This is a genomic window from Streptomyces sp. NPDC050121 (assembly GCF_044460385.1).
GTDB lineage: Bacteria > Actinomycetota > Actinomycetes > Streptomycetales > Streptomycetaceae > Streptomyces > Streptomyces soliscabiei.
Genome location: NZ_JBITJV010000018.1, coordinates 14,397 through 27,133, shown reverse-complemented (window position 1 = coordinate 27,133; position 12,737 = coordinate 14,397). Strand labels below are relative to the sequence as shown.

Genomic DNA, 12,737 nt, shown 5'->3' with positions numbered 1-12,737 from the left:
CCGCGGCGGCCTCCGACTGCGCCCTTACGAGCGTCCTTGCAGCCCATGCGCCCCTTGCCTTCCGCAAGGGGCGTTCTGCTGTCCGTAACCTGGGATCCATCTGTGGCCACAGCTCGGTAACGGACCGGACAGAAGGGTTTTTCCGTCAGGTCTACGCGCGTTACGCTGCGGCGGAACCAGCGCCTGGTTTGGGCGCTTGCACAAAGGAGTCAAGTTCCATGCGCCGGGTGTCCCGAATCGCGGCTGCGGGTGTAGCCACCGCAGCTCTCGCCGTGACCGTTTCCGCTTGTGGAAGCTCGTCCACGTCGTCCTCCTCCTCCAACAGCAGCGACAAGAACCTGGGCCTCGCGCTCGCGTACGACGTCGGCGGCAAGGGCGACCAGTCCTTCAACGACGCCGCGACCGCCGGCCTGACCAAGGCCGACAAGGAGTTCGGCTACAAGTCGACCGCCGTCGAGCCGCAGGACGGCGAGTCGGACGCGGACAAGGTGCAGCGCCTGGAGAGCCTGGCCAAGCAGGGCTACAACCCCGTGATCGGCGTCGGCTTCGCCTACGCGCCGGCCGTCAAGGAGGTCGCGGCCAAGTACCCGAAGACCACCTTCGGCATCGTGGACGACGAGCAGATCAAGGCCGCCAACGTCGCCGACCTCGTCTTCCACGAGGAGGAGGCCTCCTACCTCGCCGGCGTCGCCGCCGCCAAGGCCACCAAGTCCAACACCGTCGGCTTCGTCGGCGGCGTGGACGTGCCGCTGATCCACAAGTTCGAGGCCGGCTTCAAGCAGGGCGTCACGGACACCAAGAAGGGCGTCACGGTCAAGTCGCAGTACCTGACCGAGACCGCCGCCGAGGGCGGCTTCTCCAGCCCCGACAAGGGCGAGAGCGCCGCCGAGGGCCAGATCGACGCCGGTGCGGACGTCGTCTACGCCGCCGCCGGCCTGTCCGGCCAGGGCGTCATCAAGGCCGCCAACGCCCACAAGATCTGGGCCATCGGCGTCGACTCCGACCAGTACAAGCAGGACGCGCTGAAGGCGTACAAGGCGTCGATCCTCACCTCGGCCATGAAGAACGTCGAGGGCGCCGTCTACACGCTGGCCAAGTCCGTCCACGACGGCAAGCCGGAGACGGGTGTCGTGCGCGGCTCCCTCGCCAACGGCGGCGTGAGCGTGTCGAACTCCAACCCGGCCTTCGCGGGCAACGCCGACATCCAGGCCGCGATCAAGAAGGCCGAAGAGGGCATCAAGAGCGGCACCATCAAGGTGAAGACCTCCTGACCCCACGGTGCTGAACCGGTCAGAGGCCTTGGCCGAGGAACCGCTGTAATGGCAGCGTTACGGCCACGGAACCGGGCGCGGGAAGGATGTCCTCCCCGCGCCCCGTTCGCGCGGCAGAATGCTCGGAACGGATCGGGCCGTGATCGGGATCGCTCACCCGACGGCGATCAAGATCATAAAGGTCGATTCGATCCGGGCACTATTTAAAGCAGGGGCGCTACGCGCGTAGAGCGGCCCCTTTCCCAAGGAGAGTGCGCCATCGACGCGTCCAGCAGCCCTCCGCTCACCGCACAGTCGACGATCGCGGTAGAGCTGGCGGGGATCACCAAGCGCTTCCCCGGTGTCGTCGCCAACCACGACATCCACCTCGCTGTCCGCAAGGGCACCGTGCACGCCCTGGTCGGCGAGAACGGCGCCGGCAAGTCGACCCTGATGAAGATCCTCTACGGCATGCAGAAGCCGGACGAGGGCACCATCGCGATCGACGGCGAACAGGTGAGCTTCTCCAGCCCCGCCGACGCGATCGCCCGCGGCATCGGCATGGTCCACCAGCACTTCATGCTGGCCGACAACCTGACCGTCCTGGAGAACGTGGTGCTGGGCAGCGAGAAGCTGTACGGCATCGGCGGCAACGCCCGTAGGAAGATCAAGGAGATCTCCGACCGGTACGGCCTGAACGTCCGCCCGGACGCCCTGGTCGAGGACCTCGGTGTCGCCGAACGGCAGCGCGTGGAGATCCTCAAGGTCCTCTTCCGCGGCGCCCGCACCCTCATCCTCGACGAGCCGACCGCCGTCCTGGTCCCGCAGGAGGTCGACGCGCTCTTCGACAACCTGCGCGAGCTGAAGTCCGAGGGCCTGTCGGTCATCTTCATCTCCCACAAGCTGGGCGAGGTCCTCTCCGTCGCCGACGAGATCACCGTCATCCGGCGCGGCACGACCGTCGGCACGGCCGTCCCGGCCGAGACCACCCCCCGTCAGCTCGCCGAGATGATGGTCGGCAGCGAGCTGCCCACCCCCGAGACCGCCGAGTCCACGGTCACCGACAAGCCCGTCCTCCGGGTCGCGAACCTCACCGTCTACGCCACCGGCGGCGCGTCCCTGGGCGCCGACGCCGAGCCCACCGGCGGCATCACGCTCGCCCCGGAGAGCGGCGAGGTCAAGAAGGTCCTGGACGACGTCAGCTTCACCATCCACGCCGGTGAGGTCATGGGCATCGCCGGCGTCGAGGGCAACGGCCAGACCGAGCTCATCGACGCGCTGATCGGCACCAAGCACGCCGACTCCGGCACCATCGCCTTCCTCGGCGAGGACATCACCCCCTGGCCCACCCGCAGGCGGCGCGAGTCCGGCATCGGCTACATCCCCGAGGACCGGCACCGCCAGGGACTGCTCCTGGAGGCTCCCCTCTGGGAGAACCGCATCCTCGGCCATGTCACCGAGGCCCCCAACGCCAAGGGCTTCTGGCTCAACCCCAAGGGCGCGCAGGCCGACACCCGCCGGATCGTCGAGGAGTTCGACGTCCGCACCCCCGGCATCGACGTCACTGCCGCCTCCCTCTCCGGCGGCAACCAGCAGAAGCTGATCGTCGGCCGCGAGATGAGCCACAACCCGAAGTTCCTGATCGCCGCCCACCCCACCCGCGGTGTGGACGTCGGCGCGCAGGCCCAGATCTGGGACCGCATCCGCGAGGCCCGCCGCGAGGGCCTGGCCGTGCTGCTGATCTCCGCCGACCTCGACGAGCTCATCGGCCTGTCGGACACCCTGCGCGTGATCTACAACGGCAGGCTGGTCGCGGACGCCGACCCCGCCACCGTCACCCCGGAGGAGCTGGGCTCCGCCATGACCGGCGCCACGACCGGTCACCTGGAACACGTAGAGACGCCTGCCGACAACGACGCAGCCGCCGGTCCGGAGGACGAGGCCCGATGAAGAAGTTCGACAAGGAGCGCGTGCTCCTCGCGGTGGCCGGCCCGGTCATCGCGCTCGTCGCGGCGATCCTGCTGACCTCGGTCGTGCTGATCGCCTCCGGCAAGAGCCCGATCGAGCCGTACACGCTCATGCTGGAGCAGGCCGGCTACTCCGACGTCCAGGTCCTGATCCTCAACCAGGCCTCGATGTACTACATCGCCGCCCTCGCGGTCGCCATCGGCTTCCGCATGAACCTGTTCAACATCGGCGTCGACGGCCAGTACCGCCTCGCCGCCATGATGACCGCCGTCGTCGGCGCGAACATCGCGCTGCCGTCCTTCCTGCAGATCCCGCTGCTGCTCCTCGTCGGCGTCCTCACCGGCGCGTTCTGGGCCGGCATCGCGGGCATCCTCAAGGTCACCCGAGGTGTCAGCGAGGTCGTCGCGACGATCATGCTGAACGCGATCGCCACCAGCGTCATCGGCTACCTCACCCTCGACAACATCTGGGGCGTGCAGGTCGGCAACAACAACACGACCGGCATCATGAAGGACTCCGGCTGGATCCCCGGCATCAACCTGGGCGCCGACGTCGGCGAGATCTACGGCCTGGTCTTCCTCGCCGTCGCCCTCGGCGTCGTCTACTGGGTCGTCCTCAACCGCACCCGCTTCGGCTTCGACCTGCGCGCCACCGGCGAGTCCGAGACGGCCGCCGCGGCCTCCGGCGTCGACGCGAAGAAGATGGTCCTCACCGCCATGCTGATCTCCGGCGGCATCGCGGGCCTCTCCGGCCTGCCGCTGCTGCTCGGCGACGCCCACACCTACAGCCTGAGCTTCCCCACCGGTCTCGGCTTCACCGGCATCACCATCGCCCTGCTCGGCCGCAACAACCCGGTCGGCATCGCCTTCGCCGCGCTCCTGATCGCCTTCCTCGACAAGGCCTCTCCCGCCCTCGACTACGCGACCCCGGTGGCGTACGAGAAGGAGATCGCCACGATCATGCAGGGCCTGATCGTCTTCGCGGTCGTCATCTCGTACGAGGCCGTACGCCAGTGGGGTCTGCGCCGCCAGCAGAAGCGCGTCGGCGCCGAGCTCGCCGCAGCCGCCCAGAACACCGACAAGGAGGTGACGGTCTGATGAGCACCACGACCATCGCCAAGCCGAAGGCGAAGCAGCCCGGCAAGGGCGGCCGCCGTTTCTCGCTCCCGGTCCTCCTGCTGATCATCGCGGGCGTCCTGGTGCTGACCTCGGCCGTCCGGCTGATCACCGGCGCGGACGGCATCACCTCCACCGGCCAGATGTCCACGGCACTGCGCCTCGCCGTCCCGATCGGCCTGGCCGGCCTCGGCGGTCTGTGGGCCGAGCGCGCGGGCGTCGTCAACATCGGCCTCGAAGGCATGATGATCCTCGGCACCTGGTTCGGCGCCTGGGCCGGCTACCAGTGGGGCCCGTGGACGGGCGTCGTCTTCGGCATCATCGGCGGCGCGCTCGGCGCCGTCCTGCACGCCATCGCGACCGTCACCTTCAACGTGAACCACATCGTCTCCGGTGTGGCCATCAACATCCTCGCCCTGGGCACCACCCGCTATCTGTCGAAGTTCACCTTCGAGGGCGTCCAGGGCGGCTCCTCCAAGCAGTCCCCGCCGATCGACTCGCTCGGCACCTTCGACATCCCCGGGCTCTCCAGCTGGCTGGACACGCTCAACGAGAAGCACTGGTTCCTGATCTCCGACATCGCCGGCCTGGTCGGCGGTCTGATCACCGACCTGTCGCCGCTGACCGTCATCGCGGTCGCCCTCGTGCCGGGCACCTGGTGGGTGCTGTGGCGCACCGCGTTCGGTCTGCGGCTGCGCTCCTGCGGCGAGAACCCGATCGCCGCCGAGTCCCTCGGCGTCAACGTCTACAAGTACAAGTACATCGCCGTGATCATCAGCGGTGGCTTCGCCGGCCTCGGCGGCGCGTTCCTGTCCATCGTGGCGTCCAACGTGTACCTGGACGGCCAGACCGCCGGACGCGGCTACATCGGCCTCGCCGCGATGATCTTCGGCAACTGGATGCCGGGCGGCCTCGCCCTCGGCGCGGGCCTGTTCGGCTACACCGACAGCCTCAACCTGCGCGGCGGCACGACCAACGTCCACGCGCTGATCCTGCTGCTCGCGATCCTGCTGGTGTTCGGCGCGGCCTACCTGGCGTGGCAGAAGAAGTACGTCCCCGCCGTCGTCACCGCGCTCGTCTCGGCCCTGATGTTCATCTGGTACGTCGGCACGGACGAGGTCCCGCGCCAGGTCGTGACGGCCGCGCCGTACGTCGTCACCCTGTTGGTGCTGTCGCTGTCCGCGCAGTCCCTGCGGATGCCGAAGGCGGACGGCATGCCGTACCGGAAGGGACAGGGCAAGTGACCCCGGCCGCGGCGTCGGCCGCCACGGTCGACTGGGACGCGCTGCGCGAGCTGGCCCGCGAGGCCATGTCCCACGCGTACGCCCCCTACTCGGGCTACCCGGTCGGCGTCGCGGCCCTGGTGGACGACGGCCGCACGATCTCCGGCTGCAACGTCGAGAACGCCTCCTACGGGCTCGGCCTGTGCGCCGAGTGCGGGCTGGTCTCGGAGCTGCAGCGGACCGGCGGCGGTCGGCTCACCCACTTCACCTGTGTGGACGGCCGGGGCGAGATCCTCGTCCCGTGCGGCCGCTGCCGCCAGCTGCTGTACGAGTTCGGCGGCCCGGAGCTGCTGCTGGAGACCCCGGCGGGGATCCTCCCCCTGTCGGAGATGCTCCCGCAGGCCTTCGGCCCGGACCATCTGAACAAGTGACTCCCGCGCGGCCCCTCTGACTGGCGCAGAGGGGCCGCGCACTTTATGAACGTCGGAAGGAAAGCCATGGCCATGGACGCCGTCTCCGTCATCCGCACCAAGCGGGACCGCGGTGAGCTCAGCGACGAGCAGATCGACTGGGTCATCGACGCGTACACCCGAGGCGAGGTCGCCGACTATCAGATGGCCGCCCTCAACATGGCCGTCCTGCTCAACGGCATGAACCGCCGCGAGATCGCCCGCTGGACGGCCGCGATGATCGCCTCGGGCGAGCGCATGGACTTCTCGTCGCTGTCCCGCCCGACGGCCGACAAGCACTCCACGGGCGGCGTCGGCGACAAGATCACCCTGCCGCTGGCCCCGCTGGTGGCGGCCTGCGGCGCGGCCGTCCCGCAGCTGTCGGGCCGCGGCCTCGGCCACACCGGCGGCACCCTGGACAAGCTGGAGTCGATCCCGGGCTGGCGCGCGCTGTTGTCCAACGAGGAGATGCTGTCGGTGCTGGACGGCACCGGTGCGGTGATCTGCGCGGCGGGCGACGGCCTGGCTCCCGCCGACAAGAAGCTGTACGCGCTCCGGGACGTGACCGGCACGGTCGAGGCGATCCCGCTGATCGCGTCCTCGATCATGTCGAAGAAGATCGCGGAGGGCACCGGCTCGCTCGTCCTGGACGTGAAGGTGGGCACGGGCGCCTTCATGAAGACGATCGAGGACGCGCGCGAGTTGGCGTCCACGATGGTGGGCCTCGGCACCGACCACGGCGTGAAGACGGTCGCGCTCCTGACGGACATGTCGACCCCGCTGGGTCTGACGGCGGGCAACGCCCTGGAGGTCCGTGAGTCGGTGGAGGTCCTGGCGGGCGGAGGCCCCTCCGACGTGGTGGAACTGACCCTCGCCCTGGCCCGCGAAATGCTGGACGCGGCGGGCGTGCAGGACGCCGACCCGGCGAAGGCCCTGGCCGACGGCTCCGCCATGGACGTCTGGCGCCGCATGATCACGGCCCAGGGCGGCGACCCGGACGCGGTGCTGCCGACGGCGAAGGAACAGCATGTGGTGAAGGCGGGCGCCTCCGGCGTCCTGACCCGCCTCGACGCCTACGACATCGGCATCGCCGCCTGGCGCCTGGGCGCGGGCCGCGCCCGCAAGGAGGACCCGGTGCAGGCGGGCGCGGGCGTCGAACTGCACGCCAAGCCCGGCGACACGGTGACTGCGGGCCAGCCCCTCCTCACCCTCCACACGGACACCCCGGAGCGCTTCGACTACGCCCTGCAGGCGGTGGAGGGCTCGTACGACATCGGCGCGCCGGGCACGACGTTCACGGCGTCGCCGGTGGTGCTGGAACGTATCGCCTGACCTGCACTTTCCCCTTTCGGGTGAACGGGATCGGTGGACCGCCGCCGGTCCCGTTCGGCATGCTTGGACCGGCGACGCACCGATGTGGCCCCCGTGCGAGAACACACGGAGGCGGATGCCTGCATTCCGGCCGCACTGGCCGAACTCGTCGTCGAGGGCACCTCGAAGTCCAACGCTCGGCACGACCGCGTCAGCAAACCCGCCGCCCACGCACAGCGGGCATCCCGCTCTACCTCCTCGTCGACAGGTGGGCCCCCGTAGGCCCCACCGCGACGCTCTACGGAGAGCCGAAGGGCGATGTCCACCGTCCGCTCAGTACCGCGAAGTTCGGCGAGGCCCTCAAGCTCCCTGCGCCCTTCGACCTCGTCATCGACACCAGCGAGTTCCCGGCCGAGTAGACACCTGCCTCGCCGTCCCGATGAGTTGTGTGCGTCCGCACGGTCTACCGATCGTGGAAGCGACGACACCCCCCGTACTCACCCTGACCGGCCCCGTCACCCGGGAGCAGGTGGCAGGGCTGGCCGACGATGTGCGGGGTCTGCTGGAGGCCGGCCATGCCGGGATCGTCGTCTGCGATGTCGCCGGGATCGGGCCGCCGGGGCTGGCCGCCGTCGAACTGCTGGCGCGGCTCCAGCTGGCCGCACGGCGGGCCGGGGGACGGATACGGCTGCGCGCCCCCGACCCCGCCCTACGCGCCCTGCTCGACCTTGTCGGCGTGCCCGTCGAGGTGGAGGGGGAGGTCGAACAGGGGGAACCAGCGCTGGGTGTCGAGGTAGAAGTGGAATCCGGTGAGACGGCCGTCTGAGATCTCCAGGATCTGGATCGACCAGGGCGTGTAGCCGCCGTTCTCCGGGTCCGGCTTGTACTGGGCGAATCCCGGCAGACCGTTGACCTGGACCGGCAGCAGGCGCGAGCCCTCGCAGGCGGAGCCGAGCGTGGTCATGAAACCGGTGATGTCGTCGTGCCCCGTCAGCCACAGGTCGAACGGCGGCATCGTCATGATGGCGTCCTCGTGGAGGAGGGCCGTCAGCGCCGTCATGTCGTAGCCCTCGAAGGCCGCCACATAGCGTTCGAGGAGTTTCTTCTGCTCCTCGTCCAGCGGGTCGGACACCGCCGCGTCCGCCCCGGACGCCTCCCGCTCGGAGAGCGTCGCCCGCGCCCGCTGCAGCGCGCTGTTGACCGAGGCGACCGTCGTGCCGAGCAACTCGGCGACCTCGCTCGCCTTCCACGCCAGCACCTCCCGCAGGATCAGCACCGCCCGCTGCTTCGGCGGGAGCTGCTGCAGCGCGGCCATGAAGGCCAGGCGCACCGACTCCTTCGCGACGGCCGCCTCCGCCGGGTCCTCCACCGTCGGCAGCACGCGGGCGTCCGGCATCGGCTCCAGCCAGGTGTGGTCGGGGCGGGGGGAGAGCGCCGCCTGGGCGAGGGGGGTGGACTCGGACAGGTCCATGGGCCTGGCCCGCTTGTTGCCGGCCGTCAGCATGTCCAGACACACGTTCGTCGCGATCCGGTACAGCCACGAGCGCAGGCTGGAGCGGCCCTCGAACTTGTCGTAGCTCCGCCAGGCGCGCACCAGGGTGTCCTGCACCGCGTCCTCCGCCTCGAAGGAGGAGCCCAGCATGCGGTAGCAGTAGCCGGTCAGCTCTGTCCGGTGTTTCTCCAGTGCGACGTCGAGGTCCGTCGTCGTCGCCGTGCTGTTGCCCATCGTCCACCCACCCCTGTGGCCGTCCTGCCACGCGCCTTTGCGCCCAGCACTTCGGAAGCTACCGCAGCCCACTGACAATGGCTCGCCGAGTCAGTGAACGCGCAGGTCAAACGCCTGCGCAGGCACTTCTCAGACCAGCTGCTTCACGGACATCAGCAGATGCCGGTGCGCCTTTGGGACGTCCGCCGCGCCCAGCAGCGCCCGCTGCCCCGTCCCCAGCAGTTCCATCCGCAGCCTCGGCGCCTCGAAGGAGGCCACCGCGTCCAGCAGGTACGCCGGGTTGAACGCCACGCTCACCTCCTCGGCGCCGGTCAGCCCGGCGGGCAGCCGCTGCGTGGCCACGTCGTCGCCGTACCCGGCGCGCAGCAGGACGGACCCGGCCGAGAAGTCCAGCCGCACCGCGCTGTTCGCCTCCGCCACCACCGCGACCCTGCGCACGGCCTCCGTCAGCGCCCCGCACTCCACCTCGGCGACCGCGGCCCCCGCCATGTCGAACAGCTTCCCGTACGACGGCAGCCGCCCGTCCAGCGGCCGTACGACCGACCGCATCCGCCCGCCCTCGAACCCGATCGGCCCGCCCCCCGAGGCCCCCGGCGCCCCGTCGAGCCCGATCCTCACGACCCCGCAGCGCGCCAGCGACCGGGCCACGTCCAGCAGCCGCCGCGCCGGCACGAGCGCCTGAGTCGCATCCCCCGCGGCCGCCTCCGGTTTCCACTCCAGCCGTCGTACCGCGTACCGGTAACGGTCCGACGCCGACAGCGTCATCTCCCCGCCGTCCAGCCGCAGTTGGACCCCGGTCAGCACCGGCAGCGTGTCGTCGCGGCCGGCCGCCACCGCGACCTGGGCGACGGCGGTGGCGAACGCGGCCGCGTCCACGGTGCCGTACGCCTCGGGCGGTGCGGGCGGGGTGGGGTACTCCTCGCGCGGGAGGGTCGACAGGCCGAAGCTGGTGCCGCCCGCCTCGACCGTGAACCGCGTGCCCTCCAGGGAACAGCTCACCGGCCCGTCCGGCAGCACCTTGCAGATGTCGAGGAGCCTGCGCCCGAGGACGAGGACCTGCCCGTCGCCGCCGACCTCCGCGTCCGTCTCGATCCGCGCCGCCGTCTCGAAGTCGAACCCCGACACGCTCAGCCGCCCCGCCGCCGCGTCCAGCAGCAGCCCGCCCAGCACGGGCACCGGCGTACGGGCGGGAAGCGCGCGGGCCGCCCAGCCCACGGCCTCGACGAGGTCACCGCGGTCGATCCGGAACTCCATGTGCGAAAACCCCCTGCGTCACTACCGGTCAGTGGTCGCGAAGGCTATCCGCGACCACTGACAACGGGCCCTGAGCAGGGGGGGAAGGCGCCGGAAGGGATCAGGCGGCGACCAGCGTCTCCCGGCGGGCCGCCCGCGTCCCGAGCACCGTGATCGTCACGACGCCGAGCACCGCCAGGACGCCCACGCCGACCGTGCCCGCCCAGCCGCCCGAGTGGAAGGCCATCGCGCCGACCGTGGAGCCGGTGCTGGAGCCGATGTAGTAGGCGGACTGGTAGAGGGCGGAGGCCTGGGCGCGGCCGGTCGTCGCCGTCTTGCTGACCGCCGAGGACGCCACCGCGTGCCCCGCGAAGAAGCCCGCCGTGATCAGCACCAGCCCCAGGAGCACCAGCCCCAGCGAGTCCGCGAGCGACAGCAGCAGGCCCGCGGCCGTCGTGCCGCCCGCCAGGTACAGCGCCCCGCGCCGTCCCAGCCGGCCGACCAGTCGGCCCGCCGTCGACGCCGACACCGTGCCCACGAGGTACACCAGGAAGATCGAGCCGACGATGCCCTGGGGGAGGGAGAACGGCGCCTCCGTCAGCCGGTAGCCGATGACCGTGTACACGCCGCCGAAGACGGTCATGAACAGCGCGCCGATCGCGTACAGCCGGCGCAGCAGCGGGTTCGCGAGGTGGTCGCGGACGGTGCCGGCCAGGACGCGGGGCGCCAGCGAACCCGTCCTGAAGTGCTTCGGCGCCGGGAGCAGCAGCCGGAAGGCGATCGCGCAGGCCACCGCCAGCGCGCCGATCACGCCGACCGCGACCCGCCAGCCCCACTCCTGCGCGACCCAGCCGGTGATGACCCGGCCGCTCATCCCGCCGACGCTGTTGCCCGCCACGAACAGACCGATCGCCGTGACCAGCGCCTTCGGCCGCACCTCCTCCGCGAGATACGCCGTCGCCGACGCCGGAAGCCCGGCCAGCGCCGCGCCCTGCACCGCCCGCAGCACGACCAGCGTGCCCAGCGAGGGGGCGAAGGGGACCAGCAGGCCCACACCCACCGCGACCGCCAGCGAGGCCGTCATCACCGTACGTCGTCCGTAGCGCTCGGAGAGGGCGCTCATCGGCAGGACGAACAGCGCCAGTCCGCCGGTCGCCGCCGCCACCGTCCAGCTCGCCTGGCTCGCCGCCACCCCGAAGTCACCGGAGATCAGCGGCAGGAGCGCCTGCGTGGAGTACAGCAGGGCGAAGGTCGCCACCCCGGCGAGGAAGAGCGCGAAGCTCATCCGGCGGTAACCGGGACCACCGGGGGCCATACGGGAATCGGAAGAGGCCGAGAAAGAGGAGGGGGAGGGGGAGGAGGCGGAGGCGGAGGCGGGAACGGAGGACGCGGCGCCCACGATCGTGGACGCCCCGGTACTGGCGGGAGACATGCCTCGAACCTACGTACGGCACCGCTCATCCGTCCAATGCATGGAATCGCCATAATCGTTCCCATGGTGCATCAGCAGAGGTCACAGGCTCACCTGTCACCGTCCAGTGACACAGAAGACATGGCGATGTCGTTGGCCCCACGGCTCGCGTACTTCGCCGGAGTCGCCCGTACCGAGCACGTCACGCGGGCCGCGCAGGAGATGAACGTCCCCCAGTCCACGCTCTCCCGGGCGATGGTCCGCCTCGAACAGGACCTGGGGGTCGACCTGTTCGCCCGGCGCGGCCGCACGGTCTCCCTCACCCCGGCCGGTCGCACCTTCCTCACCTCGGTCGAACGCGCCCTCGCCGAGATCGAGCGGGCCGCCGACGAGGTCCGGGCGGACGCCGACGCCGCCACCGGCAAGGTCGCCTTCGGCTTCCTGCACACGATGGGCGCCGAGACCGTCCCCGGCCTGATCCACGCGTTCCGCGCCGACCATCCGCGCGTCCGGTTCAGCCTCGTCCAGAACTACGGCGAGGCGATGATCGAGCGGCTGCGGGCGGGCGAACTGGACCTCTGTCTGACCTCCCCGGTCCCGGACGCCCCCGACCTCGTCGCCCGCCGCCTCGACGAACAGAAGCTGCGGCTGGTCGTCCCCGCCGACCACCGCCTCGCCGCCCGCAGACGGGTCCGTCTCGCCGAGGCCGCCGACGAGACCTTCGTGACCCTGGAACCCGGCTACGGACTGCGCCGCATCACCGACGACCTCTGCAAGGAAGCGGGTTTCCGCCCCCGGATCGCCTTCGAGGGGGAGGAGGCGGAGACGCTGAGGGGGCTGGTGGCGGCGGGCCTGGGAGTGGCGCTGCTGCCACCGCCCGCCGTGGCCCGCCCGGGGGTCGTGGAACTGACCGTCACCGCCCCACGCGCCGCCCGCGAGATCGGTGTCGCCTGGTTGGACGGCCACCCGGACACCCCGCCGGTGGCCGCCTTCAAGAAGTTCCTGCTGTCGAGACGCGGGAACCTGCTGCCGGACTGAAGGGGCCCCAGGC

Annotated in this window: 11 protein-coding genes and 1 pseudogene; 9 read left to right on the top strand and 3 right to left on the bottom strand. The window is 70.7% G+C overall.

Annotated elements, in window-relative coordinates; genetic code table 11:
• The first annotated feature begins 218 nt into the window (after positions 1-218).
• The 8 genes and pseudogenes from ACIBTS_RS25970 to ACIBTS_RS25935 all read left to right on the top strand — a co-directional run bounded on the left by ACIBTS_RS25970 (position 219) and on the right by ACIBTS_RS25935 (position 8,142).
• Complete coding sequence (locus ACIBTS_RS25970) at positions 219-1,271, top strand: BMP family protein (RefSeq protein WP_399322505.1); 1,053 nt, start codon at positions 219-221, stop codon at positions 1,269-1,271.
• 300 nt (positions 1,272-1,571) lie between these two features.
• Positions 1,572-3,200, top strand: a complete 1,629-nt coding sequence (locus ACIBTS_RS25965) for an ABC transporter ATP-binding protein (protein WP_399322662.1) — start codon at positions 1,572-1,574, stop codon at positions 3,198-3,200.
• Positions 3,197-4,315, top strand: coding sequence for an ABC transporter permease (locus tag ACIBTS_RS25960; RefSeq protein WP_319674311.1), 1,119 nt, complete (start codon positions 3,197-3,199; stop codon positions 4,313-4,315). The genes ACIBTS_RS25965 and ACIBTS_RS25960 overlap by 4 nt, the downstream gene beginning before the upstream one ends.
• Positions 4,315-5,577, top strand: a complete 1,263-nt coding sequence (locus ACIBTS_RS25955) for an ABC transporter permease (RefSeq protein WP_399322503.1) — start codon at positions 4,315-4,317, stop codon at positions 5,575-5,577. The genes ACIBTS_RS25960 and ACIBTS_RS25955 overlap by 1 nt, the downstream gene beginning before the upstream one ends.
• Positions 5,574-5,987, top strand: a complete 414-nt coding sequence (locus tag ACIBTS_RS25950; protein WP_079660201.1) for a cytidine deaminase — start codon at positions 5,574-5,576, stop codon at positions 5,985-5,987. The genes ACIBTS_RS25955 and ACIBTS_RS25950 overlap by 4 nt, the downstream gene beginning before the upstream one ends.
• Positions 5,988-6,053: 66 nt before the next feature.
• Complete coding sequence (locus ACIBTS_RS25945; protein WP_319674313.1) at positions 6,054-7,337, top strand: thymidine phosphorylase; 1,284 nt, start codon at positions 6,054-6,056, stop codon at positions 7,335-7,337.
• Between the two features lie 84 nt (positions 7,338-7,421).
• A pseudogene (locus ACIBTS_RS25940) lies at positions 7,422-7,735 on the top strand (Uma2 family endonuclease); the annotation flags it as partial.
• A gap of 20 nt (positions 7,736-7,755) precedes the next feature.
• Positions 7,756-8,142, top strand: coding sequence for an STAS domain-containing protein (locus tag ACIBTS_RS25935; RefSeq protein ID WP_399322501.1), 387 nt, complete (start codon positions 7,756-7,758; stop codon positions 8,140-8,142).
• Here the strand turns inward: ACIBTS_RS25935 and ACIBTS_RS25930 are convergent.
• The 3 genes from ACIBTS_RS25930 to ACIBTS_RS25920 all read right to left on the bottom strand — a co-directional run bounded on the left by ACIBTS_RS25930 (position 8,026) and on the right by ACIBTS_RS25920 (position 11,707).
• On the bottom strand, positions 8,026-9,042 hold the full coding sequence (locus ACIBTS_RS25930) for a sigma-70 family RNA polymerase sigma factor (protein WP_334577620.1): 1,017 nt from the start codon (positions 9,040-9,042) through the stop codon (positions 8,026-8,028). The genes ACIBTS_RS25935 and ACIBTS_RS25930 overlap by 117 nt on opposite strands.
• Before the next feature lie 129 nt (positions 9,043-9,171).
• Positions 9,172-10,296, bottom strand: a complete 1,125-nt coding sequence (dnaN, locus tag ACIBTS_RS25925) for a DNA polymerase III subunit beta (protein WP_399322500.1) — start codon at positions 10,294-10,296, stop codon at positions 9,172-9,174.
• 100 nt (positions 10,297-10,396) lie between these two features.
• A complete protein-coding gene (locus ACIBTS_RS25920; protein WP_399322499.1) occupies positions 10,397-11,707 on the bottom strand; it encodes an MFS transporter in 1,311 nt (436 codons plus the stop codon).
• Between the two features lie 63 nt (positions 11,708-11,770).
• On the opposite strand from ACIBTS_RS25920, the gene ACIBTS_RS25915 reads away from it, so the two are divergent.
• The gene (locus tag ACIBTS_RS25915; RefSeq protein WP_079660192.1) at positions 11,771-12,724 is read left to right on the top strand and encodes a LysR family transcriptional regulator; all 954 of its coding nucleotides are present in this window, start codon (positions 11,771-11,773) and stop codon (positions 12,722-12,724) included.
• Positions 12,725-12,737: the final 13 nt, after the last annotated feature.